Annotated in this window: 28 protein-coding genes; 11 read left to right on the top strand and 17 right to left on the bottom strand. The window is 47.5% G+C overall.

What is annotated here, in order from left to right; genetic code table 11:
- Positions 1-4 precede the first annotated feature (4 nt).
- Complete coding sequence (locus ACLTOQ_RS13855; RefSeq protein WP_337562771.1) at positions 5-1,444, top strand: TrkH family potassium uptake protein; 1,440 nt, start codon at positions 5-7, stop codon at positions 1,442-1,444.
- A gap of 120 nt (positions 1,445-1,564) precedes the next feature.
- Here the strand turns inward: ACLTOQ_RS13855 and ACLTOQ_RS13850 are convergent, their stop codons facing one another.
- From ACLTOQ_RS13850 to ACLTOQ_RS13840, 3 genes are read right to left on the bottom strand one after another with little or no spacing between them, the layout of a single operon-like run.
- On the bottom strand, positions 1,565-3,442 hold the full coding sequence (locus ACLTOQ_RS13850; RefSeq protein ID WP_262585821.1) for an ABC transporter ATP-binding protein: 1,878 nt from the start codon (positions 3,440-3,442) through the stop codon (positions 1,565-1,567).
- On the bottom strand, positions 3,442-5,175 hold the full coding sequence (locus ACLTOQ_RS13845) for an ABC transporter ATP-binding protein (RefSeq protein WP_412319681.1): 1,734 nt from the start codon (positions 5,173-5,175) through the stop codon (positions 3,442-3,444). The genes ACLTOQ_RS13850 and ACLTOQ_RS13845 overlap by 1 nt, the downstream gene beginning before the upstream one ends.
- Positions 5,176-5,182: 7 nt before the next feature.
- Positions 5,183-5,659 (bottom strand): MarR family winged helix-turn-helix transcriptional regulator, encoded by a 477-nt coding sequence (locus tag ACLTOQ_RS13840; RefSeq protein WP_118495935.1) that lies wholly within the window; start codon positions 5,657-5,659, stop codon positions 5,183-5,185.
- A gap of 188 nt (positions 5,660-5,847) precedes the next feature.
- Between ACLTOQ_RS13840 and ACLTOQ_RS13835 the strand changes: the two genes are divergently transcribed.
- Entirely contained in the window at positions 5,848-7,152 is a 1,305-nt protein-coding gene (locus tag ACLTOQ_RS13835; RefSeq protein ID WP_412319678.1) for a TrkH family potassium uptake protein, read from the top strand.
- Between the two features lie 127 nt (positions 7,153-7,279).
- A complete protein-coding gene (locus ACLTOQ_RS13830; protein ID WP_412319676.1) occupies positions 7,280-7,963 on the top strand; it encodes a potassium channel family protein in 684 nt (227 codons plus the stop codon).
- A gap of 78 nt (positions 7,964-8,041) precedes the next feature.
- Here ACLTOQ_RS13830 and spo0A read toward each other — a convergent pair whose 3' ends face one another.
- Both spo0A and ACLTOQ_RS13820 read right to left on the bottom strand, forming a co-directional pair.
- A complete protein-coding gene (gene spo0A, locus ACLTOQ_RS13825; protein ID WP_021915438.1) occupies positions 8,042-8,560 on the bottom strand; it encodes a sporulation transcription factor Spo0A in 519 nt (172 codons plus the stop codon).
- 264 nt (positions 8,561-8,824) lie between these two features.
- A complete protein-coding gene (locus ACLTOQ_RS13820; RefSeq protein WP_349174321.1) occupies positions 8,825-9,988 on the bottom strand; it encodes an MFS transporter in 1,164 nt (387 codons plus the stop codon).
- Between the two features lie 226 nt (positions 9,989-10,214).
- On the opposite strand from ACLTOQ_RS13820, the gene ACLTOQ_RS13815 reads away from it, so the two are divergent.
- Complete coding sequence (locus ACLTOQ_RS13815; RefSeq protein WP_412319674.1) at positions 10,215-11,597, top strand: MATE family efflux transporter; 1,383 nt, start codon at positions 10,215-10,217, stop codon at positions 11,595-11,597.
- 138 nt (positions 11,598-11,735) lie between these two features.
- On the opposite strand, the gene ACLTOQ_RS13810 is transcribed toward ACLTOQ_RS13815, so the two are convergent.
- The 7 genes from ACLTOQ_RS13810 to ACLTOQ_RS13780 all read right to left on the bottom strand — a co-directional run bounded on the left by ACLTOQ_RS13810 (position 11,736) and on the right by ACLTOQ_RS13780 (position 17,464).
- Positions 11,736-13,505 (bottom strand): recombinase family protein, encoded by a 1,770-nt coding sequence (locus ACLTOQ_RS13810; RefSeq protein ID WP_195409882.1) that lies wholly within the window; start codon positions 13,503-13,505, stop codon positions 11,736-11,738.
- Complete coding sequence (locus ACLTOQ_RS13805; protein ID WP_195409883.1) at positions 13,502-13,654, bottom strand: hypothetical protein; 153 nt, start codon at positions 13,652-13,654, stop codon at positions 13,502-13,504. The genes ACLTOQ_RS13810 and ACLTOQ_RS13805 overlap by 4 nt, the downstream gene beginning before the upstream one ends.
- 92 nt (positions 13,655-13,746) lie before the next feature.
- Complete coding sequence (locus tag ACLTOQ_RS13800; protein WP_083428149.1) at positions 13,747-13,917, bottom strand: transposon-encoded TnpW family protein; 171 nt, start codon at positions 13,915-13,917, stop codon at positions 13,747-13,749.
- Between the two features lie 476 nt (positions 13,918-14,393).
- Positions 14,394-14,636, bottom strand: coding sequence for a helix-turn-helix domain-containing protein (locus ACLTOQ_RS13795; protein ID WP_002604473.1), 243 nt, complete (start codon positions 14,634-14,636; stop codon positions 14,394-14,396).
- A complete protein-coding gene (locus tag ACLTOQ_RS13790) occupies positions 14,620-15,057 on the bottom strand; it encodes a sigma-70 family RNA polymerase sigma factor (RefSeq protein ID WP_178512065.1) in 438 nt (145 codons plus the stop codon). The genes ACLTOQ_RS13795 and ACLTOQ_RS13790 overlap by 17 nt, the downstream gene beginning before the upstream one ends.
- 458 nt (positions 15,058-15,515) lie before the next feature.
- Entirely contained in the window at positions 15,516-16,592 is a 1,077-nt protein-coding gene (locus ACLTOQ_RS13785) for an ABC transporter permease (RefSeq protein WP_412319672.1), read from the bottom strand.
- A complete protein-coding gene (locus ACLTOQ_RS13780) occupies positions 16,589-17,464 on the bottom strand; it encodes an ABC transporter ATP-binding protein (RefSeq protein WP_195998850.1) in 876 nt (291 codons plus the stop codon). Before ACLTOQ_RS13780 ends, ACLTOQ_RS13785 begins: the two co-directional genes overlap by 4 nt.
- A gap of 193 nt (positions 17,465-17,657) precedes the next feature.
- Here ACLTOQ_RS13780 and tnpA point away from each other — a divergent pair, with 193 nt between their 5' ends.
- From tnpA to tnpC, 3 genes are read left to right on the top strand one after another with little or no spacing between them, the layout of a single operon-like run.
- A complete protein-coding gene (tnpA, locus tag ACLTOQ_RS13775) occupies positions 17,658-18,056 on the top strand; it encodes an IS66 family insertion sequence element accessory protein TnpA (RefSeq protein WP_412318802.1) in 399 nt (132 codons plus the stop codon).
- 14 nt (positions 18,057-18,070) lie between these two features.
- Positions 18,071-18,439, top strand: a complete 369-nt coding sequence (gene tnpB / locus ACLTOQ_RS13770; protein ID WP_412318803.1) for an IS66 family insertion sequence element accessory protein TnpB — start codon at positions 18,071-18,073, stop codon at positions 18,437-18,439.
- A 48-nt stretch (positions 18,440-18,487) separates the two neighbouring features.
- Positions 18,488-20,023, top strand: coding sequence for an IS66 family transposase (tnpC, locus tag ACLTOQ_RS13765; protein ID WP_412318804.1), 1,536 nt, complete (start codon positions 18,488-18,490; stop codon positions 20,021-20,023).
- A gap of 84 nt (positions 20,024-20,107) precedes the next feature.
- Here the strand turns inward: tnpC and ACLTOQ_RS13760 are convergent, their stop codons facing one another.
- The 3 genes from ACLTOQ_RS13760 to ACLTOQ_RS13750 are packed head-to-tail and all read right to left on the bottom strand — an operon-like array spanning position 20,108 to position 22,177.
- Positions 20,108-21,298, bottom strand: a complete 1,191-nt coding sequence (locus tag ACLTOQ_RS13760; protein ID WP_412319671.1) for an ATP-binding protein — start codon at positions 21,296-21,298, stop codon at positions 20,108-20,110.
- Complete coding sequence (locus tag ACLTOQ_RS13755) at positions 21,274-21,948, bottom strand: response regulator transcription factor (protein WP_333635347.1); 675 nt, start codon at positions 21,946-21,948, stop codon at positions 21,274-21,276. The genes ACLTOQ_RS13760 and ACLTOQ_RS13755 overlap by 25 nt, the downstream gene beginning before the upstream one ends.
- 43 nt (positions 21,949-21,991) lie before the next feature.
- Complete coding sequence (locus ACLTOQ_RS13750) at positions 21,992-22,177, bottom strand: helix-turn-helix domain-containing protein (protein ID WP_412319670.1); 186 nt, start codon at positions 22,175-22,177, stop codon at positions 21,992-21,994.
- 173 nt (positions 22,178-22,350) lie between these two features.
- On the opposite strand from ACLTOQ_RS13750, the gene ACLTOQ_RS13745 reads away from it, so the two are divergent.
- From ACLTOQ_RS13745 to ACLTOQ_RS13730, 4 genes are all read left to right on the top strand, one after another.
- Positions 22,351-22,707, top strand: a complete 357-nt coding sequence (locus ACLTOQ_RS13745; protein WP_412319669.1) for a helix-turn-helix domain-containing protein — start codon at positions 22,351-22,353, stop codon at positions 22,705-22,707.
- 199 nt (positions 22,708-22,906) lie between these two features.
- Complete coding sequence (locus ACLTOQ_RS13740; RefSeq protein ID WP_002584958.1) at positions 22,907-23,236, top strand: plasmid mobilization protein; 330 nt, start codon at positions 22,907-22,909, stop codon at positions 23,234-23,236.
- Complete coding sequence (locus tag ACLTOQ_RS13735; RefSeq protein ID WP_412319668.1) at positions 23,197-24,534, top strand: relaxase/mobilization nuclease domain-containing protein; 1,338 nt, start codon at positions 23,197-23,199, stop codon at positions 24,532-24,534. The genes ACLTOQ_RS13740 and ACLTOQ_RS13735 overlap by 40 nt, the downstream gene beginning before the upstream one ends.
- Before the next feature lie 63 nt (positions 24,535-24,597).
- Positions 24,598-24,993: a hypothetical protein gene (locus ACLTOQ_RS13730; RefSeq protein WP_412319666.1), complete on the top strand. Its 396-nt coding sequence runs from the start codon at positions 24,598-24,600 to the stop codon at positions 24,991-24,993.
- A gap of 192 nt (positions 24,994-25,185) precedes the next feature.
- Here ACLTOQ_RS13730 and ACLTOQ_RS13725 read toward each other — a convergent pair whose 3' ends face one another.
- Both ACLTOQ_RS13725 and ACLTOQ_RS13720 read right to left on the bottom strand, forming a co-directional pair.
- Positions 25,186-25,395: a transposon-transfer assisting family protein gene (locus ACLTOQ_RS13725; protein WP_257349104.1), complete on the bottom strand. Its 210-nt coding sequence runs from the start codon at positions 25,393-25,395 to the stop codon at positions 25,186-25,188.
- Positions 25,396-25,399: 4 nt separating this feature from the next.
- A partial coding sequence (locus ACLTOQ_RS13720; protein WP_412319664.1) for a DUF4316 domain-containing protein occupies positions 25,400-25,722 on the bottom strand: 323 nt, incomplete at its 5' end.

The raw sequence follows: 25,722 nt of genomic DNA, 5'->3' as shown, positions 1-25,722 counted from the left end.
CCCGATGAACTATTCTATTATTTTTTATATTATCGGCTGGATTTTAAATCTGGAGGCGGCCTTTATGCTTCCCTCCTGTCTGGTAGCCCTGATCTATCAGGAAAGCAGCGGCTGGTCACTCGTTGCTGCTGTCCTGTTATGCCTGCTGATCGGTCTTCCTTTGGTTATAAGGAAGCCGAAAAACCGTGTATTCTACCTGCGTGAGGGGTTTGCCACGACTGCACTTTGCTGGATCGTATTAAGCTGTGTCGGTGCACTTCCCTTTGTACTTTCCGGTTATATTCCCAATCCGGTCGATGCGCTGTTTGAAACCGTTTCCGGCTTTACAACAACCGGTGCAAGCATTCTGACAGACGTGGAAGCGCTTCCTCACTGTCTGCTGTTCTGGCGCAGCTTTACGCACTGGATCGGCGGTATGGGTGTTCTGGTCTTTTTGCTGACTTTGATTCCCCTCACAGGCGGCAGCCATATGAACCTGATGAAGGCAGAAAGCCCGGGTCCCTCCGTTACCCGTCTGGTTCCGAAGGTAAAATCCACTGCAAAAATTTTGTACATGATTTACATTGTCCTGACAATTATTGAGATTTTCCTCCTGCTGTTTGGCGGCATGCCGCTGTTTGATTCCATCACGCTCTCCCTCGGCACGGCGGGCACCGGCGGCTTCGGCATCAAAAACGACAGCATTGCAGGCTATTCCACCTATTGTCAGGTCATTATCACGATCTTTATGATCCTGTTCGGCATCAACTTTAACGCCTACTTCCTGATCCTGATCCGTAAATTCAGACAGGCATGGGAAAGTGAAGAAGTTCGTGCCTATCTGTTGATTATCGCTGCAGCAACGCTTGCGATCACCTTCAATGTACGCGGATATTTCAGCAGCTTTGCACAGGCATTCCAGCAGACGATTTTCCAGGTTGCTTCCATCATTACAACAACCGGCTATGCCACAACAAACTTTGACCTGTGGCCGGAGTTTTCCCGCACCATCCTCGTCCTGCTGATGTTTGTCGGTGCCTGTGCCGGAAGTACCGGCGGCGGCATTAAGGTTTCCCGCATCCTGATCCTACTGAAAACGGTAAAAAAAGAACTGATCCAGCTGCTGCATCCCAGGAGTGTACGCCGCATCCAGATTGACGGCAAGGCGATCGAGCACGAGGTTGTCCGCTCCACAAATGTTTACATGGGCGTCTACATTTTTATTTTTGCCTTTTCCATGCTGCTGATCGCGCTGAATAACTTCGATCTTATCACCAACTTTTCTGCAGTTGCTGCGACACTCAACAACATCGGTCCCGGTCTTTCCCTGGTGGGTCCGAGCGGAAACTTTTCCATGTTTTCCGACTTTTCCAAGCTTGTCCTGATCTTCGACATGCTTGCCGGACGCCTGGAGCTGTTCCCGCTGCTGCTGTTATTCGTACCGAATACCTGGAAACGATTTTAAACCGCTTCCAGGCGAAATAAAATCAGATTATTCTGCGCACTCACAGCGAGTTTGCATTGCCGCGACGCAGACAAAAAAAGAACCAGGCTGCAGCCTGGTTCTTTTTTGTTTTAAAATCTTTTACGCCAGCTGTTTCTTGCCGGTATAAAGCTCGTAATATCTTCCCTTTTGTTCCAGCAGTTGATCGTGATCGCCGCGCTCGATGATTTCGCCGTTTTCCAATACCATGATCGCATTCGCGTTTCGAACAGTGGAAAGCCTGTGGGCGATGACAAGGGTTGTCCGTTCTGCCATCAGGCGATCCATACCATGCTCAATATGTCGCTCGGTTCTCGTATCGACAGAGGATGTTGCCTCATCCAGGATCAGGACAGGCGCCTTGGAAATTGCCGCACGGGCAATGTTTAACAGCTGTCTCTGTCCCTGGCTTAAGTTTGCGCCATCTCCCTCGATCATCGTATCATATCCGTTTTCCAGACGCATGATAAAGGAATGTGCGCTGGCCATTTTTGCCGCCTGCTCGACCTCTGCATCGGTCGCATCCAGCCTGCCATAGCGGATATTTTCCCGGATCGTTCCGGTAAACAGGTGCGTATCCTGCAGCACCATTGCGATATTACTGCGCAGGTTTTCTCGTCCAACCTTGCGGATATCCACGCCATCCATCAGGATTTCTCCGCTGTCGATCTCGTAAAACCGGTTGATCAGGTTCGTGATCGTCGTCTTGCCCGCGCCGGTACTGCCGACAAACGCGATCTTCTGTCCCGGTTTCGCATACAGGGAAATATGCTTCAAAATCGTATGACCAGGCACATAGCCAAACGTCACATCCTTTAACTCCACATGTCCTTTGCAGGGATTTAAAACAACCGCATCCGCTGCGTCTGCAGTTTCCGGCGCTTCATCCATCACCTGGAACACACGCTCTGCACCCGCAAGAGCGGAAAAGATTGTATTCATCTGCATGGACAGCTCATTGATCGGTCTGGAGAACTGTCTGGAATAGTTGACAAATACAGTCAGACCGCCAATATCAAAGCCCTGCAGCACGCATAATATACCACCGATCATCGCAGTCAGGGAATAGCTGACCTGGCTTAAGTTGCCCATGACCGGTCCCATGATTCCTCCAAAAAACTGAGCGAAAATCTGTTTTCCGCGAAGATCGTCGTTTAAGTATTCAAACTCTTCCTCCGCAACGTTTTCATGGCAGAACACCTTTACAACCTTCTGTCCCGTCATCGTTTCTTCGATATAACCGTTTAAAGTACCGATCGCTGCCTGCTGCGCCTGATAAAATTTCCGGCTCTTTCCTGCCACTGCTCCGCCTACTTTCATCATGAGCGGAACCATCACAACCGTCACAATTGTCAGCCACACGTTCGTGTAGAGCATCAGTCCGAGGGTTCCGACTACAGTGATCACGCTGGAAATGATCTGCAGCACGGTGTTGTTCAACATATCTCCGACCGCATCCAGGTCGTTCGTATAACGGCTCATCAGGTCGCCGTGGTTGTTCGTATCATAAAACCGAACCGGCAAATGCTGCATTTTCACAAATAAATCGTTTCGGATTTTTTCCAGTGCACCCTGGGAAACGCCGATCATAATCCGCTGCTGCAGATACTGTGCTGTGACACCGATGATATAAATTCCTGCCATGGTCAGAAGCGAATGCAGAAGCTTCTGCGCACTGCTGCCCTCCCCGGTCAATCCGTTGATGATCGGACGCAGCATATAGGAGCCTGCAAGGTTCGCAATCGTCCCGGCAATGACACAGAAAAAGACGAAAATCAGCCGTCCCTTATCTTCAGAAAGATATCCCATCAGACGCACAATCGCTTTTTTGGTATTCTGCGGCTTTTTGACTTTCATTTTTCCACCGCCAGGACCAGGTCTTGGACCTCCCGGGCCTCCGGGACCGCCGAATCCTTCAGGCCTCTTTGCGCTGCTCTTGCTGTATTTGGCAATCAGTCTTTTCTTTCTCTGCTCGTCCATTATGCGATCACCTCCTTTTTCATCTGGGAGTCGTAAATTTCCTGATAGGCTTTACAGGTTTCCAGAAGGGCTTCATGTTTGCCAAGCCCGACGATTTTTCCCCCGTCCATCACGATGATCTGATCCGCTTCCATCACGGAGCCGATCCGCTGTGCGATAATCAGCTTTGTTGTCTCCTTCAGCGTCGTGGAAAAAGCTTCCCGAATCCTTGCTTCTGTCGCTGTATCCACCGCACTCGTGGAGTCATCCAGAATCAATATTTTCGGACGTTTTAAAAGTGCCCGCGCGATACACAGTCTCTGCTTCTGACCGCCGGAAACGTTTACGCCGCCCTGACCAAGCTCCGTATCATATCCATCTGCCAGTTTTTGAATAAAGCCTTCCGCCTGTGCACTTTCTGCAGCTTCCCGAATCTGGTCTTTGTCAGCATTTTCATCGCCCCACTGCAGATTTTCTTCGATCGTACCGGAAAAGAGTACATTTTTCTGCAGCACCATACCAACGCCCTCCCGCAGATGATTCAGGGAATAATCCCGAACGTCGATGCCATCCACCAAAACCTTTCCCTCATCCACATCGTACAGACGCGGAATCATGGACACCAGCGTTGTTTTGCCGCAGCCCGTCGATCCGATGATACCGATCATCTGTCCCGGCTCGATCGTCAGATTGATCTGATCCAGCACTTTTTCTGCACTGTCTTTGTAATATCGGAAGGAAACATTCTGGAATTCGATCTTTCCGTTTTTTACAACTGCTTCCGGATAGGCTGCATGATCGTCTGTCAGACTCACTTGTGTATCCATCACTTCGTTAATCCTGCGTCCGCTCGCGAATGCCCGGGAACTCTGCAAAAATACCATTGCCAGCATCATCAGGGACATCAGCACCTGCACAATATAGGTTGTAAACGCCGTCAGATCACCGACCTGCATCTTTCCGCCCAGGATCTGATTGCCTCCAAGCCATACCACAACCAGCGTTGTCAGGTTCATAAACAGCATCATCAGCGGCATCTGTGCAACTGCGATCTTAAATGCATTTAAGCTGGATTCCTTTAGCTCTGCGTTCGACTTTTCAAAACGGGCACTTTCATAATCCTCACGGACGAAGGACTTGATGACCCGCACATTCGTCAGTACCTCCTGAATATTGGAGTTTAGAGCATCCAGCTTTTTCTGCATAAACTCAAATCTCGGATATGCAATGCGTAAAAGCAAAAGGATCACTACTGTCATAACCGGCAGAACGATCAGAAATACCGCCGCCAGCTCCCGATCCATCAAAAACGCCATAATAATCGCGCCGATCAGCATGCCGGGGGCGCGAAGCATCATTCGAAGCGCCATCATGATCAGGTTCTGCACCTGTGTGATATCGTTGGTCAGACGCGTAACCAGAGAGCCCGTGGAGAACCGGTCGATCTCCGAAAACGAAAAGGTCTGGATTTTTTTGAACGCATCTTTTCGAAGCCCTGCGCCGAAGTTAATCGCCGCAACCGATGCAAACCATGCTCCTCCAACGCCGCCGGCCATCATGATGAACGCCGTCAGGATCATGATCATTCCCTTCTGAAGGATGTAGCCTACATCATGATTGGCTGCCCCGACATTAATGATATCCGCCATAAAAGACGGAAGCAGTACTTCTCCTGCTACCTCCGTCAGCATCAGAAGCGGTCCCAGTATAAACGCATACCAGTAGGGCCTGATATATTTTCCGTAACGTTTCATTTGATCCTTATTCCTCCTTTTGCTGATCCCGCAGCAGATTTTCATAAATTCGTTCTAAAAACTGCTGGAGACTCTGCATTTCTTCTTCTGAAAATCCTTCAAACATCGCTTTTTCCGTTTCCCAGAACATCTGCTCACTCCGTTCAATGACACTGCGTCCTTTTTTGGTGATCGTCACCCGGTGTGTCCTGCTGTCAGACTCTGTGGTTTCCCGCATAATGTATCCGCCGCTTTCCAGCTTTTTTAAGGAAACTGCAACCGCCGCCGGCGAAATTTCCATTTCACGCGCAATTTCGATCTGGGAACAGTTCGGATGATGATTTAAGTGCATCAAAAGCCGGTGCTGACTCTGATAGACTCCCGTATGATTCACCTTTTTTTCAATACAACGGCGCAGCTGCCGATCCGTGCGTCGAAACAGAAATGACAGCCTGCCTTCCGGTGTCGGATTCCCGCAGTGCTTCGCATTTTGTTCTTGTTCCATCGCATTTCCCTCTTGTTAACTAGTTAATTGTTTACTTGTTAAGTATATGCATGATTGACTCTGTTGTCAAGAAAATCTTAAAAATCCGATTTCCTTACTGTAACTTTTTTTCGAAATAGCTTATAATGATATCCATGGTTCCACAGTGTCTTTTTTGATTTTTATATTTTAACGGAGATTTTTAACCTATGCCTTTGACAACCTTTTTGAAAAAGCTTTCCCCCGGGCGTATCATTGCCCTCGGTTTTCTTTTCTGCATCCTGCTTGGCTCCCTTTTACTGATACTGCCCTGCAGCCTGCAGCCCGGTATCGCACTGCCCTATCTTGACGCGCTTTACACTGCCACCAGCGCAGTCTGTGTAACCGGCTTAAACGTCATCGACCCCGGCAGTACCTTTTCACCCTTTGGTCAGTTTGTCCTCTGCTGCCTGATCCAGATCGGAGGACTGGGTGTCGCTTCCATCGGTGTCGGGATCATGCTCGCAATGGGCAAAAAGGTCAATCTGAAAGAACGCCGTGTTATCCGTGATGCAATGAACCTGGATTCCGGCAAAGGCCTGATCCGATTTGTCAAAGCAATCTTTTATACGACTCTTCTCATTGAGCTTTTGGGCGCGTTTCTTTCATTTCCTGTCTTTTTCCGGGATTATCCGCTGCCTCGCGCCATAGGCTTAAGCCTGTTTCATTCGGTTGCTTCCTTTAACAATTCCGGCTTCGACGTGCTCGGAAACGGGACAAGCCTGATTCCATATCAGAAGGATGTGCTTCTAAATCTCGTGACCTGTGCTCTGGTAATCGCCGGCGGCATTGGCTTTCCGGTCATTTTTGAGCTGCCCCAGAAACACTTTTCCTGGAAACGCCTGTCAATGCACACACGGGTTGTGCTGAGCACGACATTTGCCCTGCTGCTTTTCGGAACACTTTTATTAAAACTCACAGAGAATATCAGTTGGATCGGCGCTTTTTTCTACAGCGTCTCCGCCCGGACAGCCGGTTTTTCCACTTATAACCTCGGCGATTTCTCTACTGCAGGTCTGCTGGTCGTTTCCGGACTGATGTTTATCGGGGCCTCTCCCGCGTCCACCGGCGGCGGCATCAAGACCACCACATTTTTTGTCCTGCTCTCCGGCATCTATTCCGCAGCAACAAACCATTCCGAAAGAGCCTTCCACAGCGCGATCCCAAAGGACGCATTCCGCAAGGCCTCCGTCATCAGTATGCTCGCTGTCTTTTTGGTTATGACAGCCTCCTATCTGATGCTGATCTTTGATCCGCAGCTTTCCCTGCGGGATGTACTGTTTGAAATGATCAGTGCCTTCAGCACCTCCGGTCTTTCCACCGGCATCACACCACAGTTGAGCGCTCAGAGCCGGATTCTTTCTATTATTATGATGTACATCGGCAGACTCGGACCCCTGACTGTTGCATCCCTGTGGTACTTTACGATCGGGGAACGCGTCCGCTACCCGGAAGGGACAATTGCCATCGGGTGAGTGACCGTCCACGGCACGCAGAGACTCTGCCAGCACTGCGCAAGATCACAATTCAGGAATACCGCGCAGATCTTTGCATAACTTATTGGAAAAATATGCGAGCGAACCGCTCAGAAATGAGGATATTATGTTTGGAAAAAAGAAAAAAAATGCCATTGCATACGGTATTATCGGACTTGGGCGCTTCGGGGAAGCGCTGGCGACAGAGCTTGAACGCTCCGGCGCAGAGCTGCTTGTCATGGATCGCGAAGAAGAGCGGGTCCGTGAGATGCGGGAACTGACCGAAAATGCACTCGTTGTCAATACCCTGGACAAAAAAACCCTGACAGAAACCGGTATCCAGAACTGCGATATTGCGGTCGTCTGCATCGGCGAGCATATGGAATCCTCTATCCTGACGACATTAAATCTCGTCAGCCTCGGTATTCCGACTGTCATTGCCAAAGCCACCAGCCCGGAGCATGGCGAGATTTTAAAACGCCTCGGCGCACAGGTCGTTTATCCCGAACGTGATATGGCAATTCGCCTGGCAACCAGGCTTTCCAACTCCCGGGTCCTGGATTTTATCCAGCTGAGTGAAAAATTGAATATCACCAAGCTGTCCGTCCCGGATGCCCTCGTTCAGAAATCTGTCGTTGAATTGAATCTGCGAGCCCGGTTTGGTCTAAACATCATCGCCATCGAGCATAACGGTCAGGTGATCGAGCACGTCGATCCAAACTACCGCTTCTGCCCCGGCGACATTTTGATCCTGTCCGGCAGCAAGGAGAGTCTTTCCCGATTTGACCGCTGGATAGATAAGCAGGAGTAACACGTACAGGTTGCATGTAGACAGCGCACTCCGTCAGTGCGGTACACAGCGCGGGACGCAGCCAACACTGGAGGACATCTACTCCCGGTACGCCAACCGGATTTTATCCGCGATCAGCGCGATGAACTCCGAGTTGGTCGGTTTTCCCTTTCCCGTATTAATCGTATATCCAAACAGCGCGTCCAACGTCTCCATCCTGCCGCGGTTCCACGCAACCTCGATCGCATGGCGAATGGCGCGCTCGACTCTGCTCGGTGTCGTTTCATACTTTTTCGCAATTTCCGGATACAACGTCTTTGTGATCGAGCCGAGCATATCCATGTCCTTGACTGACATCTGAATTGCTTCGCGCAGATACTGATATCCACGGATATGCGCCGGTACGCCGATGTCATGGATCATGTTCGTGACATCCCGTTCCAGGTCCCGTTTGGGCACTTCTTTTGCCTGTACATATTCCAGGGAGTTTTCTTCGCCTGCCGCTCTGGCGGGAACGGTAATCATAATCTGAAATTCTCTATTATGTTCCATCAAATCGGTCAGAATCTGAACCACGTTTTCTTTTTCTTTTCCTGCTGTAAGGCTGAGCTGTTCCATAGTTTTCCTCATTTCTGCGCACGTTTTTTGCGTAGGTCGAGTTTGTATCAAGTGCGCACAGACACAAATCTCGCGATTGAAAAAATTTTTTTTCAATCTTTTTTCCTTTCGCAATACCGGTTTGCTTCCTCTTTACAGGCATCATTATAGGCTGATTCTGCTGGATCCTGCAAGAAACTGTCATCGCAAAAAAAGAGCCAGAAATTCCTCTTTCCGAGAATTTCTGACTCCTTTTTTTACAAAAATTGGCGAAAAACCACGATTTTACAGAGAATTTCTGTTTTTTGTGATCCGGAAGGTCACCTCAACCATCGTAATCATCAGCGCCACGAACACCAGCAGATATAGCGGCAGGATGAAAAATCCGATGGAATTTCCAAGGATACCGAAAATCGGCGGGATAAACGTCGTTCCAATGTATGCGCTCGCCATCTGAATGCCGATGATCGCACCGGAGTTCTCTGCTCCAAAATTGGACGGGGTAGAATGAATGATGCAGGGATAAATCGGTGCGCAGCCAAACCCGATCACAAGGAATGCCGCAAACGCCGCCTGATAGGACGCAATCGGAAGAAACAGCACCAGGATACCGCAAATTAAAATTCCGGTTCCCAGTCGGATCATTTTCTGGTCACCAAGCTTATCCGTAATAAAACCGCTTGCAAATCTTCCGGAAGTAATACCGATGTAAAACAGAGCTGCAAAGGTTGCCGCACGCTCTGTAGAAATTCCTTTTACCTCTACAAAGTAGGTGCTCGCCCACTGCATTGCTGTTGCCTCCAGTGCACAATACGCAAAAAATCCAAGCAACAGGAAGGGAACGCCCTTGATTTTCAGCGCACCTACCAGTCCGACACTCTTTCCAGCAGTTTCCGTTGCAGATTTGTTGATATTCCAGACCGGCAGCGTCAAAAGTAAAAGAATGGCAATGGCCAGCTGCAAAAATCCAATAATGCGATAGCCGCTGTTCCACGTCCGGTTCGTCAGCGCATAGCCCATGATAAACGGACTGACAATTGTGCCCACACCCCAGAAGCAGTGCAGCCAGCTCATATGCTTCGCTTTATAATGAAGCGCCACATAGTTGTTCAACGCCGAGTCGATCGCACCTGCTCCCAATCCATAGGGCACTGCAAAAACGGCCAGCATCCAAAACTGCGAAGAAAAGGAAAATCCAAACAGTGCAATAACGGTCAGAAATACGCTGGCAACCGTTACGATTCTGGTTCCAAATTTTCGGGTCATTTTGTCCGAAAACAGGCTCGATACAACCGTCCCACCGGAAATGATCATTGAAATGATCCCCATATACGACACCGGCACACCAAGCTCTGCGTGCATGACCGGCCAGCCGGAGCCAAGCAGCGAATCCGGCAGTCCCAGACTGATAAATGCAATATAAATCAACGCAAGCAAAAATAAGTACATTTTTCTTCTTTCTCCTGTCATAAAATTTAAAAACAGTAACTCGCTCCTCATCATACACCAATCCAGATCTTTCCGCTATCCTTTTCTTTTCCTGATGACGGAAATTTCAAATTTTATTCCTGGTGTTAAGAGATTCCGGTCGGGAACCTATAACTCGGAATTTACTTTCCCTCCGGAGCTTGCTATACTGGAAAACGAATACGAAAGAAAAGGAAGCTCCCGACTTATGAAACGAATTGATTTTGAAAACGGAACCGTAACCGGAAACATTCTAGGAGCGGCCCTCCCCATGCTGGTTGCCCAGATTTTGAACCTGCTCTATAACATCGTAGACCGTATCTATATCGCCCGTATCCCTGGCTGCGGCACAGCCGCCCTCGGCGCAGTGGGACTGTGCTTTCCGCTGATCGTCATCCTCAGCGCATTCGCCAATCTCTTTGGAAGCGGCGGTGCTCCGCTTTTTTCCATTTACCGTGGAAAAAAGGAAACAGAACAGGCAAACCGCATTATGAACACATCTTTTACAATGGTATGTGTCAGTGCCACCTTTTTGATGACGATTGGTCTTGTTTTTGCCCGCCCCCTTCTGGTGCTCTTCGGCGCGTCTGCAGATGCTTTAGTCTATGCATATCCATACATGATGCTCTATCTCATCGGCACGCTGCCTTCCATGATCGCAGTCGGCATGAATCCTTTTATCAACGCACAGGGATATTCCCTTGTTGGTATGTGCTCCGTCGCCATCGGCGCAGCTGCCAATCTGCTCCTTGACCCTCTCTTTATTTTTGTTTTCGGCCTCGGCGTGCAGGGCGCTGCAGTTGCAACCGTGCTCTCCCAGCTGCTTTCTGCCTCGTTCGTCCTGCTTTTCCTGACGAAAAGGGCGGAGCTGAGGGTTCGCTTTCTGCGGAAAACAGAATTTTCCCAATGTAGCGGCTATGCAAAGAATATCGTCAGCCTCGGTACATCCGGCTTTGTCATGCAGCTGACCAACAGCCTTGTTACGATCTGCTGTAACAACGTCCTTTCCGTCACCGGCGGGGATATCTATATTTCCGTCATGACCATCATTTCCAGCGTGCGGCAGCTCGTGGAAACGCCGATTTACGCGCTCACGGAGGGAACCTCTCCTATCCTGAGCTATAATTACGGTGCCCGCCGTCCGTCCCGAGTCAAAAACTCCGGTATTGTCATGGCACTCATGGCCTTTGGCTATACTGCCATCATGTGGAGCCTGATCATCCTCGCCCCCGGTATGCTGATCCGGATTTTCAGCTCCGACTCTGTGCTGGTTGCCGATGCCATCCCTGCGCTGAAACAATATTTTGCCGCTTTTATTTTCATGGATCTGCAGTATATCGGTCAGACAACCTTTAAATCCTTAAATAAAAAGAAGCAGGCGATTTTTTTCTCCCTGCTCCGAAAGGTATTTATTGTCGTTCCGTTAACCTATCTGATGCCCTATACACTCCACATGGGCACAGCTGGTGTTTTCCTTGCCGAACCGGTGTCCAACGTCATCGGCGGCAGCTTCTGCTTTATCACAATGCTCTGCACTGTATTGCCGGAGTTAAAACGGATGGGACAGGACAATGCAGCGGTGGGCCGGTAAAGCTATAACCTGCGTTTCATTCAGAGACATTTTTGCAGCATAACAATTTCATATAACAGTTGCTCTAAAAAAAATTGCCACCATAATGGGGCGGTGAATTAAGAAAACATTTTAGCAAGGAACGGTGTAGCCAAACGGCTATGCCGTTCTTTGCTGTTTTTGAGTTGTATTTTGGGCTTTTTCTTTCGCCCGTTCAAAATCAAATGCACCGATGAAGTTATATACAATCGTGATTTCCCTTGTCTTGGATTTTTTGTCGGTATGGGAAACTTCGATACGATCTATAAACTCCCGTAGCATAGCAGCGTCAAGCTGCTGCATATCGGTGTACTTCTTTACCGCGCTGATAAACGCTTTAACGTTGGTCTTTTGTTTTTCCTGCTGCTTGATTTCTTCCCGTAGCACTTCTGCCATAGCTTTTAGATTGCTCTGTTCCAATTCGTAATCATGGGACATTTTGATAAACCGTTCGTCAGACAATTTCCCGGTTACATTGTCCTCATATAAATGCTTAAACAGATTATCCAACTCGGCAATACGGCTTTCGGCTTTGGAAAGTGTTTCGCGCTTGCGGGAAAACTCAACGTCGCGCTCTCGCAAACGGCTGTCTGCTGCTTCCTGCACAAACTCGGCTTCATACTCTGTTACATAGTCGATTGCTTCCCGTAGATTTTTCAAGACGATTTCATACAGAACAACATTTTTGATTGAATGGGTCGTACACAAGTCTTTGCCTTTCCGATAGGTTGAACAGATAAAATATTTCTGTTCTTCGGTGAAGTTCGTTGCTCGGCATTGATACATTTTACCGCCGCACTCTGCACAATAAAGCAGCCCGGAGAAAATACCCATATCGCCCATTTTGGTGGGGCGGCGGCGGGATTTTCGTATGTTCTGCACAATGAGAAATACACTTTCCTCTACAATCGGCGGCTGCGTGTTCTCAAAGATCACCCATTCGGACGGGTCGTTCCACAACTTCTTTTTGCTCTTGTAGGATTGCTTGCGGGTTTTGAAGTTTACAGTATGCCCTAAATACTCTATCTTTTCAAGCATACGGGAAACCGTTTCATTCGTCCACTTGTACGGGTTTGCCCCCGGCTTCGGCTTGTTGCCGACTTTCATACCCTTTGACAACCAATAGAAAGTAGGATTGAGGATTTCGCTTTTCTCTAACCATTTTGCAATTTGTGTCGGTCCCATGCCGGAAACGCACAATGCGAAAATCTGCTGCACAACGGCTGCGGCTTCCTCGTCAATAATCCACTTCTTTTTGTTGTTGGGGTCTTTCATATAGCCATAAGGCGGGATTGTAGTAAGGTGTTCGCCGGATTTTCCCTTTGATTGCCAAGTAGCGCGTATCTTCTTTGAAGTGTCGCGGGCATACATTTCGTTGAACACGTTGCGGATTGCGGTAAACTCGTTTTCGCCCCGCGTACTGTCAACTCCGTCATTGACCGCGATAAAATGCACGCCAAAATCGGGGAACAGCATATCGGTGTAGAAACCGACTTGCAGATAATCACGCCCGAAACGGGACATATCTTTGACGATAACGCGCTTGATTTTTCCAGCTTTTATATCGGCAAGCATACGTTGAAATCCGGGACGGTTGAAGTTTGTACCGGAATACCCGTCGTCCTCGTCATAATGTCGATAAGCGGTAATTCCATGCTCCCGGCAGTACCGTTCCAAAATCTTCTTTTGGTTGGCAATACTGTTGCTCTCGCCCTCTAATTTGTCCTCTTGTGAAAGGCGTTCATATAAAGCCGTTATGCCCTCGTCCTGTGCTTCCTGCTGCTGATCGCGCACATAGAATTGCAAGACATTATTTGAAATGGCTTCGCGGACTTCTTCGCTTAACACTTTGGGGACAGCAATCTGCTGAAAAGAAAATGTCTTTGTCATTTGCGCTCACCGCCTTTCGCGGTAAGTGCTGCATACCCGTTGGGGGCTGCGTGATAAAGAAGTCTTTGCATTTGATTGTCAAGGTACAAAATATCTGTTTTATGCACCGCACGAACATAGTATGCGGTTAATTTATCCGACTGTTTCATGTTACCTCCTATTCCGACAGCCGGACAAACAGGTTATGTATATTATACCACAAAACCCGTCGTCCGTCTGCAATAGGATTACATTTTCGGCATTATACCGGGCTTTTTCCCCGGTTTAAGTCATTTTGGATTAAGCGGCGTACCTTTGTCGCGGCGTCCTCTTTTACACCGTCTTTAACAACGGCTTTGACAATATAGGTAATATCCCCGATTTTGTATTCGCGCACAACCGGGGATTTTGTTGTTTGCTTCATTTGTTCCATAATGTAAAATCCCCCTTTCGTGGGATAACAAAAAGATTAAAAACGAAAGGCAGAAACGAACGGCTGTCAGCGGCAGCACCGCGGGAGTTTCACCCCTGCTCATTTAAGGCAGCTTTACCCAATGCCTGCGACGCTCTTAACGCTCGGACTATGGCTATAAAGGCGTTTCGTCCCGCCTATATGTCGTCGCCCACAAGCTGCTAAACCTGTTTTGCAGCGCGGTATTTCTCGCTCGGCTTTCCCTGTGTGAAAAGCTGTCCTGGCGTACCCGCTGTTCGGCTCGATATAAGCGGTATGTATTCGTTTGCCTGTTATTCTGCGCCGCCGTTATCTTGCGGGCTTTCTTTGACAAGGAACAATAAGGCTTTGTCAGCCTGTAAAAGCATACCGTTTCCGATATGCTTTTACGGAACGACAAACAGCCCATAACGGGAAGCGTGGAAAGGGGTACACGCTCCCCGCATGGGCTTAAAGAGTTAGCCTACATGAAACGCAAGAGTGCGGGTAATAAGGCGCACTTGCAGCCTGTTACGCATTTCTTCGTCCACATAGGAGTAAGTATTGCCCGCGTCGTCTTTCAGCGTTCGGGTACAAAGTTTCGCTATGTAACCCTCGTAATGCTTCAAGATCGCGCACATGGCGGTTGTGTCGCCGTTTGCCGCTGCGGAAATGACAGGGAACGGCAACAGATTTTCAGATTTCCTAACGGTATTCATCATCTGCTTTTCCCTCCAAATACTGTTTGATTTTCGCAAGCGCGGATTTCCTGTGCCGGAAAACCGTCGTGCGTACAACATTCAGCAGTTCGCCAATTTCCGCGTCGCTCATATCCAAGAAGTAGGACAAAAGGATAATGTCGCGTTTCCTTTCGGGCAAAGCGTTAAGGGCTTCGGCAAGCAGTTCATTTTTGACGAGTACATCAAAGCCGGACACTTGAAAACGGAAATAATCGCTTTCGTATTCGTCCGTTGTGAAAAGCTGCGCGAGTTCGCTTTCGCTCAAATCCGAAAAAGGTACTTCGCGTGCTGCGCGTTTCGCAAGAGTGCGGCGGTGGCTTTTCGCTTCGCCAACCAAAGTTTTCTTTGCTAATGCGTCGTACTGATGTTGTATTCTTTCCTTGTCGGAAGAAGATAGCTCCATAGAGTTCACCTCCTTCCCGCGTGGAGTAGAGGACGGGAGTTAAAGGCTTGTCCTCTCTGCCCCTTTCGCTCCGTACCCGTTCGGGAGATGGCTCTTTAGTGCGCATTTCACAAAAAAGTTGAAAAAAACAAAATGCGCCCGTCCGCAAGACGCGGACGAGCGCAAAGGAATTGTGAGCAATATTTAGATGTACTGACAGTTCATACTCATAGCCAAAATATCCCGCTGGCGGATAAAGGCTTTTTTTGATAAGTTAAAAATTGTCGATTTGTGTCGCAAGAAAAGGAACACGGCGATACCTCCAAGATACCGCCATGTCCTTAAAAAAGGGCGACTTTAATACACCCCCCGTAAATCCATTTTTCAAAAAGGAAAACGGCGGCTTTGATTTTGATATTTCAAGGCCGCTGTTCTCTAACTTCGCGCAAATCTGCTGTTAGCGGCTCTGTGCGAATGATTTATGAAACTTGGTGCTTTGCAAATACACGGCGAGAGATAACTGCGCCAATTCCTAAAAAGACCAATGCTGTCGGGATTGCCCACACCGCATACAGCATACCGTTATTCATTTGCTCCACTGATAAGAGCGAAACGGCTTGCACATGATACAAAGGTAAAAGCCCAATCAAGCGGAACAACGGATTTGCTTCTGTGATTGGCAGCAAAACCGGAAAAAGAAAAATTGCCATAGACGCAACGAAAGCTACAATCTGATTTTTACTGATTGCAGATATAAGCAGCGTAATTCCCGTTACGCTGAGAGTACAGGTAAACGCCAAAAGGATTTGATATTTTAGCAACGTTCCACAAGTGATATTGAAAGGAATGAACCCCTCTGCATAGTCGCTGGGAGCGAATAGAATACTACAATCCAGCCCTTCCGTTCCGTAAAAGATAAGAGCAAGAAGCAAGTTAAAAGCCGCAACCAGCGCGGTAGTGAGAATGGCGGTAAGAATACCTGCTGCTATCTTTGCAGTAGCGCATTTGGTTTTGCCGTATTTGCTTGTCAATATGATATTGTCAACGCCTTCATACTCGCCGGAGAAAATCGGAGCAAGCATGATGATAACCGCAAGAGCAAGCACGATAAAAACCCGCACCATGTTTTTACTTGTTGAAAGCCAACCATCTACATAGCCAATTTTGATTTCTTCATTACCGAACACATCAGAAACACTTAATCCGTTCCAATTTCCCTCTTTATCAGAAAATCGGGAAAAGGCGGCGGATTGTGTAGCGTTTTGATACAGGTACATCGCATTGAGACCATGCAGATCATGGGTCGGCGCAAAATCATTCATCATTTGCTGTACTTTTTCGTCGGTCAATATTCCCTCGTATTTCGCGGCAATTTCCTTGTCGATTTCTACTGCCGTTTTACCTGAACCTTCCGCACTTACACCGTCAAAAGCATATTTGTTTTGATAGGTAGAAAAAGAAATCAAGACAGAAAACAGAAGTATTCCAACCAGAACAATCAAAGATAAACGCTTTGAAAATACTTTTCGCAGTTCAAAAAGAATTAGTTTTTTCATTCTTCACAACCCCCTTTGAAATAGAACAGGTACAAATCTTCCAAAGTAGGCTGCACCCTTACCACATTTTCCATAGGCGGACGATCTCCAATAATCCGTAAGATTGTCTGATTTCCGCTGATGTTACGCAGATTGCTTGTATTGTAGGCAGCCGCGTATTTTTCCGCATAGGCAGTCGGAACCGTACATTCCCATACTTGACCGTCGATTTCAGAAGTAATCTCCTGCGGATTTCCAAAATGAATGATCTGACCGGATTTCATCATAATGATTTCCTCTGCAATAAACTCCACATCGGAAACAATATGCGTAGACAGAATTACAATGCGGTCTTTGGAAAAGGCGCTGATCAAATTGCGGAAACGGACGCGCTCTTTCGGGTCAAGCCCTGCCGTTGGCTCGTCTAAAATCAAAATGCGGGGGTCATTGAGCATGGCTTGTGCAATTCCTAAACGCTGTTTCATGCCTCCCGAAAAAGTTTTGATTTTGTGCTTACTTTCCCTCGATAAGTCTACTGCTTCCAGCAACTCTTTTGACTTCTTACGCGCCGCCTTTTCGTCCAATCCTTTCAGAGCCGAAACGTAGATCAAAAAGTCATACGCCGAAAAGTCGGGGTAATACCCGAAGTGCTGCGGCAAGTAGCCTAAGAGGTTTCGATATTTCTCACCCAGTTCAACAATGTTCCTGCCATTCAGCAGGATTTTGCCGGAAGTAGGCGTTTGAATATTGCAGAGTAGCCGCATAAGCGTTGTTTTTCCTGCGCCATTTGCGCCCAGCAAACCGTAAACGCCATTTGTCAAGGTGATGTTCAAGGCGTTCACAGCCGTTTTAGAGCCGAACTTTTTTGTCAGACCAATTGTCTTTAATTCCATAAAAAACGCTCCTTTCTCCATAGGGAGCAATAAAAATACTCTCCATATGTTTTCATGGAGAGTATAAAGGGGAAATATCGTAAGCGTCAAATAAGAAGGTGTATCGAAATCTCTGGATATTGCCTGTAAACTATTGATTAGAGTTTTGGAAGTTGACTCTAAAAACTCTAAATCTAATCCAAGGAGCAGGCTTATGGATCTTTCTTCTTTGACCCCAGACAAACAGGTGAAACTTCAATACTGGCTGGATGTGATACGGCAATGCAGGGCTTCTGGACTGACAAATCAGCTCTGGTGTGAACAGCATGATATCCCTTTAAAAAGTTATTATTACTGGCTTTCCAAAATTCGAAAGCTCGCCCTGGAAGAACTGCCCCGCAAGAAAAACGGCATCCACATGTGTACAGACCAACAGTCAGCTGTTTTAACGGAATCCTCGGCTGAGTTTGCGGAGCTTTCACTTCCGGACAGAAGCATTTCCCGTTCCACTCCTGCAGCCATACTTCATATCGGATCCATAACAGTGGAACTTTATGAATGCACATCTGCCCAGATGCTGGAAAACATTTTGAAAGCCGTGCAGTCATGTTAGGAGATCTTTCCCATGTGGAGAAAATTTATATCCGATGCGGCTACACCGATATGCGAAAGCAGCTCAATGGCTTACTTGATATCATCCAGTACAACTTCAAACTGGATCCCTACAGCAATTCCTTATTCCTGTTCTGTGGAAAGCGGGCTGACCGGATCAAAGCGGTCCATTACGAGGGAGACGGTTTCTGCCTTTTATACAAACGGTACGAAAACGGACGTCTCCAATGGCCGCGGACCGGCGAAGAAGCAAAACAGATCTCTGACCAGCAGCTCCGCTGGCTTCTGGAAGGTTTGAACCCGGAGCAACCCAAGGCGGTTCAAAAATGGCTTCCGCATAAGTCTGGAAACGCTGAAAATCCCTGGAAATACTGGGAAATCTGACGGTTTCATGATATAATAACACTATCGAAACGAAAGGGTTTTCTGGTTATGTCAGCTACGGAACAGGAGTACAAAGATCATATCAAAGAACTGAAACAGCAGATCCGGCTCCTGAAAGAGCAGGTTGATTTCCTGACCCGTAAACTTTATGGAACAAAATCCGAGAAGGCATCTACTCTCGAAATCGAGGGTCAGATGTCTCTTTTTAATGAGATCGAAGCCTGTGCGGATTCTGACGCACATGAACCGGATCTTGTCGAGGTGGAGAAACATCTCCGCAAAAGGAAATACGCCGGCCAGCGGGAAGAACTGGTGAAAAATCTCCCTCACAGAAAAGTACTTCATACCCTGGATGAAAGGGAACAGGTCTGCGATAACTGCGGAAGTACGATGGTGAAAGTCGGGGAAGAATTCGTCCGCACGGAAGTTCAGTTTATCCCTGCAAAGCTCAAGGTAATCGACCATTACCGGGAAACGTATGAATGCAGGTCATGCCGGAAAAATGGAACTCCTTATATGGAGAAGGCTCCGGTACCATATCCTCCCGTTCTGCATTCTCTGGCATCTGCATCTACAATCGCTTGGCTCATCCACCAGAAGTTTGAATTAGGCATTCCATTGTACAGGCAGGAAAAAGAATGGGAGGCCTTGGGATTATGTTTAAGCAGAGCGACCCTGTCAAACTGGCTTCTGGTTGTCTACCGGGACTGGCTTATACACATCGTTCACCGTCTTAAGCAGGAACTTCTGAAACAGAGATATCTTCATATCGATGAAACACATGTACAAGTGCTGAAAGAACCAGGACGGAAAAATACGTCAGATTCTTATATGTGGGTTTACTGCAGCATCAAGGATGCCGTGACCCCCATCCGCTACTTCGAGTACCGGCCTGGACGAGGCGGGAAATATCCGGAAGTGTTTCTGAAGGGATATGAAGGTTATATCCATACAGACGCTTATTCCGGATACAATGCAGTTTCAGGAGTAAAAAGATGCCTTTGCTACACGCACCTGCGCCGGGCTTTTGTGGATGCGCTCCCCAAAGACATCCATACTCCGGAAGCATCAAAACCTGCGGAAGCAATCCTCCGTCTGAATCAAGTCTTTGGCATAGAGTCAGAGTTGGAGGCGCTTTTTCCTGACCAGAAGAAAAAAGAACGTCTTATCCGCGAGAAACCGCTTCTCGAGGCTTTTTGGTCGTGGGCAGAAAAAAGTGCCATCGGAGAGCTGCCGAAATCCAAACTTTCAAAAGCTTTTCATTACGCCTTAAATAACCGTGAAGGATTTTTTCATTATCTGGAGGACGGAAACTGTTCCATCAGCAATTCTCTTGCAGAAAACTGTATCCGCCCCTTTGTAATCGGCAGAAAGAACTGGCTGTTTTCTGGCAGCCCGAAAGGGGCGGAAGCCAGTGCAGGAATCTATACACTGGTAGAGACAGCAAAAGCGAACGGGCTTGCCCCGATGAAATATATAAAATATATCCTGTCCGACATGCCGGGGAGTGCATTTCTTGAACATCCTGAATATCTGGATGATTATCTACCTTGGAATCCTCTGGTAAAAGAATTCTGTCGATAACCGTTGACCTTTTAGTATAAAAGGCTGACGGTTATTTTTCTATACACTGTTTTATTTGACGCTTACGAAATATCTACTTTTTATCTACAAAGTGGGAGATTTGAAATAGGCAGATACATTCGCTCCGTTGACGGTATTCCGAATTTGCAAATAGCCGTTATGGTGTTCACAAAGCAGCTTGCAAATATATAACCCAAGTCCGAAATGCTCGGAATGGTTGCTTTCCCCTGTGAAGTACGGATTTGCAGCTTTTTGTAGGCTGTCTTTATCAAAACCATTCCCATCGTCCGATACGGAAAGCAGCAAACCGTTGTCATGCAAGGTGAAAGATATTGTTACTAAAGTCCGGGCATACCGCACAGCGTTAGAAATCAAGTTGTTGCATACCTGTGAGATAAATGCACTGTCAAGAGATAGCTGCAAAACAGATATGTCATTTTGTAAAATCAACTCTTTTCCGTTTTTCGTACAAATGATTTTTGCACTGTCATACAAAGAAGATACCAACGGTTGTAAGTCAATCAACTTGTACTCCGGCTGCGTATCTTCCATACGCCTAATGTTGCTCATACTGCTTACATAGTTTTCCATACGGGAAATATGCTTTCCCATTGTGGCGGCGGTTTCCCTCGTTTGGGAATTGTCGCTGGCTTGCAGCATTTCGTTATAGCCTTTTAGTACTGTTAGAGGGGTACGCAAATCGTGAGCAAAAGCGGCGTTGAGTGCTTTTCGTTCTTCAACTTGCCGCCACATTTTAGAGAAATTGTCCGCAAGGGTTGTCCGCATGATTTCAAAGGACGCGCAAAGCTGTCCCAATTCATCGTTGTTATCATAGCCGATTGAAAAGTCCAAGTCATTGTTCGCTATTTTTTCAGAAGCAGTCCGCAGTTCCGCAAGCGGCTTTTTCAGCCTGTTTCTGTAAAACAGCAGCGCAGCAGCGATAATACAGAATGCAGAATAGATAGGAGTTGCAACAATGGGAAGTTTCTCCAGTAGCGCAATGGTACGCTCGTCCTCTTTAGACATCGGGACGGGCACTGTCCCGATGTAAGCGCCGTCACCCAACTGTTCCCCCTGCTCATTCGTCAAATAATATTTTTCGCCGAACGGGGGATAAGATGCTCTGATACCTTCGGCAATGCTGCCACAGATCGAAAAAGTCGTTACGGATAGAAAGACTGCGAGCACAACAAAGGCAATTACATAGAGAACAAGGCTTTTTCGGAGAGATAAATAGTGCTTGAGGCAATTTACTTGACCCATTTGTATCCACACCCCCAAACCGTTTCAACATATATATGGTCGGTATATGCAGCAATTTTAGTCCGTATCCTGCGGATATGCTCTGCCACAACGCTGCTGTCGCCCTCGCTGTCATAACCCCAAATACGCTCATAAATCCGTTCTTTATCAAAGATCTGTCCTGGATTTTGAGAAAGCAGTTCCACAATATCAAATTCCTTTTTTGCAAGACCGACACGCTTATCGCCAAAGAACAAGCAACGTTCTGAATAGTCAATCGTCAAATCACCGGAAAACTTGACTTGTGCTTCAAAATTGTGTCGTGCTTCCCGGCGCAGATGAGCGCGCACCCGCGCTTCAAGTTCCATAAGTGAAAAGGGCTTCACAATGTAATCATCGCCGCCAACAGTAAAGCCTTTTACCTTATCTGTATCTTCGATTCGAGCAGTCAGAAAAAGGATCGGGCAGGATATGTGATCGCGGATACGCTTGCAAACTTCTAACCCGTCTGTTCCGGGCATATTGATGTCAAGCAAAATAATATCCGGTTGTTTTTCCACTTGCTTTAGTGCTTCTGCACCATTGAAAGCGGGCAGGACACGAAAGCCCTTGCTCTCAAAAAAGCTGCCGAGCATAGAAACAATGTCGCTTTCATCGTCAGCGATTAAGATTTTTGCTCCCACTTTACACACCTCCTAACAATTAAGTGTAGTGCTCATTTTTCAACTATTTATCAATTATCTTACTGTCTATTCTTCTCCCATCAACAGGCTTTTCCGCGTCTTTTGGTATCAACCAAATGCGGCTGAACTTTACCGCGCCGGGTATGCGGTTTTCCTCGCAAAGTTTCTGTACTCGTCTTTGGGAAATCCCCCACTTTTCCGCTGCTTCCGCGCATGAAGCGTATTCCATTTTGTACCCGTCCTTTCTGTTCAAAACCTACCATGATATATTATATACGGTCAAACGAACAATAGCAATAGACTGAACGTGAATAATAGGAATTATTTAAGTCAACTATGGGAACTATATAGACATATCCAGAAAGAAAGGTGAACAGTAAAATGTAATAGGGTGAATGAATAATGGCAAAAAGACCTGTACCATTGTACGATTTTAAGGCTTTCGGGGCAGCCATAAAAGCCGCGAGAAAAGAATACGGCGAAAGCCGGAAAAAGGTAAGCGACGAGTTATATATCTCCCCGCGATACCTTGCGAATATCGAGAACAAGGGACAACAGCCGAGTTTGCAAGTGTTCTATGACCTTGTAACGCGGTATCATATTTCGGTAGATCAATTTTTCTTTCCGAACAGCAACGCGGCGAAATCCACCGGGCGGCGGCAGCTTGACGCGCTGCTGGACGGTATGAGCGATAAAGGCATACGGATTGTAACCGCAACGGCAAGGGAGATAACAGAAGTCGAACAAGCAGAGGACTAACCTCACAATATGGGAAGCAGGAGATTGCAGCGCATAGGGGCTGCAATCTTTTTTTGCGCCAAATTAGAAAGAGAGTGCAACAAACGCTGCCTTTGAAACGGGATAAGGAGTAGATAGCAAGCACAGCAAACGAGTACCCGTTTGCGAAAAGTGCTTGTTGGGATAATCCCAAACCCTTATACCGAAAGGCGGTGCGGAAATGGAAAACCGAAAGAGAAATATACAGATGAAGTTTTACGTTACGGAAGAAGAAAAGCGGCTGATCGACGAGAAGATGAAGCAGCTTCCCATAAAGCAGTATGGGGCATACTTCCGTAAAATGGCGATAGACGGGTATATTCTTGTCGTTGACCGAAGCGACACAAAAGCATATATCCGGGAACTGCAAGCGGTGAGCCGGAACATCAACCAAATTGCAAAACGCGCCAATGCGACGGGGACGGTTTACAGGCAGGATATAGAGGACATTAAAAAGGCGGTGGACGAGATATGGCGGTTACAAAGACGCACCCTATTAAATCAACCTTAAAGGCTGCGATAGACTATATCTTAAATCCCGAAAAGACAGACGGGAAGCTGCTTGCGTCCTCTTTCGGCTGCGGGCTGGAAACCGCCGATATTGAGTTTGCATGGACGCGGGAAGCTGCCGGAGATCGCGGCACACATTTAGGGCGGCACTTGATACAATCCTTTGCGGTGGGAGAAACCACACCGGAAGAAGCGCACAAAATCGGCATGGAACTTGCCGGGGCGGTATTAGGCGGCAAGTATGAGTTTGTTTTGACAACTCACGTCGATAAAGACCATCTGCATAATCACTTGATTTTCAACGCGGTTAGCTTCGTTGACTACAAAAAGTACCATTCCAACAAGCAAAGCTATCACTTTATCCGGCGCACCAGCGACAGGATATGTAAAGAGCATGGGCTATCCGTCGTCGTACCGGGACAGGACAAGGGAAAAAGCTATGCAGAATACACCGCCGAAAAGCAAGGGACAAGCTACAAAGCAAAGCTGAAAACGGCGATAGATACTCTCATTCCCCAAGTGAAAGATTTTGACGAACTGCTGCGCCGCTTGCAGGAAATGGGGTATGAAATCAAACAGGGCAAATACATTTCCTTTCGCGCTGCCGGACAGGAACGGTTTACCCGCACAAAGACGCTCGGCGCGGCCTATACGGAAGAAGCGATAAAGGAGCGTATCAAGGGCGTGTATGTTGCCAAAACAAAAACGCTGCGGGAAGATAAGAAAATCCGGCTTGTCGTCGATCTTGAAAACAGTATCAAAGCCCAACAGTCGGCGGGCTATGAACGGTGGGCAAAAATCCATAATCTGAAACAGGCTGCTAAAAGCATGAACTTCCTAACCGAAAACAAGATTGAGTATTATAGCGAACTTGAAAGCAAGATAGCCGATATTATGACCGCCCATGACGCGGCGGCAAAGGCGGTTAAGGAAGTGGAACAGCGTATGTCTGATTTGTCGCTGCTTATCAAGCACACCACCACATACCGACAGTTAAAACCGATTTACGATGAATACCGAAAATCGCCGGACAAGGAAAAGTATCTGCGGGGGCATGAAAGCGAAATTATCCTGTTTGAAGCTGCGGCAAGGGCATTAAAGGAAATGCAGATAAAGAAGCTGCCCGATCTCGCCGCGCTGCGCAAGGAGTATAGCAGCTTAAACGACAGGAAAAGCAAATTGTATGAGGATTATCGGCAAGCCAAGAAGCAAATGCAGGAATACGGCATTATCAAAAAGAACGTTGACAGTATTCTATATCCGTCCCAAAGCAAGGCAAAAGAACAGGAACGGGGCTAATAGATTTTTTCACAAAAACCTGTTACAATCAAACTGTATTCAAAGAACAAAGGAAGTGTATATATGGGCTATTTAGCGGCGGCGGGAGCCTATTTAATAATCGGTCTTGTAGTTAGCTTTATCCTTATGGTAGTGGGGCTTTTTATCGGGCATATCATTGTTTTTGACAGTATCGCCCTCGGTATTATATCCGGCGTGTGCTGCAATCACTTTCTCACGCTGCACCCCGCTTTGTGCGTGCTGATCGGCGCGGCTGTATTCGCGCTGCTGCTGTTTCTCCAAAAAACACGTTTTGGATTTTGGGTAATCGGGGTGCTGCTGTCCGCTGCCTGGGCGGTCATTTTCGGGCTGCTGGCGTTTATTATCTCCAATGCAGATCAACTTTGGTTTTATGTGGTCTGCGGGCTTGCTTTTATCGTCATGCTGCTTCTCCATATCAAGGCAAGAGATAAGGCATAAAACAAGGGTAGCAAGTGGAACGTTAAGGGCTGAAAATGCCTGTGTTTCTGCGGCTTCCAGAGCGCGAAAGCGGCATGGACGATACTTTATACTCAAACCTCAAAAAATACCTCTCTAATGTTCCACGAAAAAGCAAAAAAGAACGGGGCGCGGTGCCGGCAATCGGCAACCGCGCCCCTGTTTCGTTAAGGCTTATTCATCGTCGGTGAGAGTAAAGACAGTTTCGGAAAATGCGCTGTCCGTCATGGCTTGCAGCTTGTTTACTGCTGCGGCGGCAAGTTGGCTCATATCCTCGTCCATGTAGGGCATGGCAGAGTTGATATTATCAATCGTCCTTTCCCGGCTGTCCTCGGCGTAAATCGCAATTATGTTTTCTTCCTCAATGGTAAAGCGGATATTCATACTATCAAACCTCCAAATCTTTTTTCTGCTCTTTCTGCTTGTCTTTCGGCTGCTGCGCCGCCTGTTTCTTGTACTCGTCCAGCTTCTTCAAAATGGACGGTTTCTTTTGCGGCTGCTCCCGTTTCTCGGCTTTTACCGCTTTCGCAAGGTCGGTAACGGAAATCGCTTCGCCCGCCTTTGCCCGCTGCTCCAAATCCGCGACGGTGGGCGTTTGCGGCGTATTATTGATAATCCCGTCAAAGTTGTTGTCGTTCTGCTCTACAATGTCCTCAACGTGCTTTAAGGGATTATCCCGCTGCGGCTGCTCGGCGGCTATGGCATAAGCCT

Origin of the sequence: Gallintestinimicrobium sp. (genome assembly GCF_046968865.1) — a bacterium.
GTDB classification, from domain to species: domain Bacteria; phylum Bacillota; class Clostridia; order Lachnospirales; family Lachnospiraceae; genus Gallintestinimicrobium; species Gallintestinimicrobium propionicum.
This window is presented reverse-complemented; position numbering and strand designations above follow the sequence as displayed.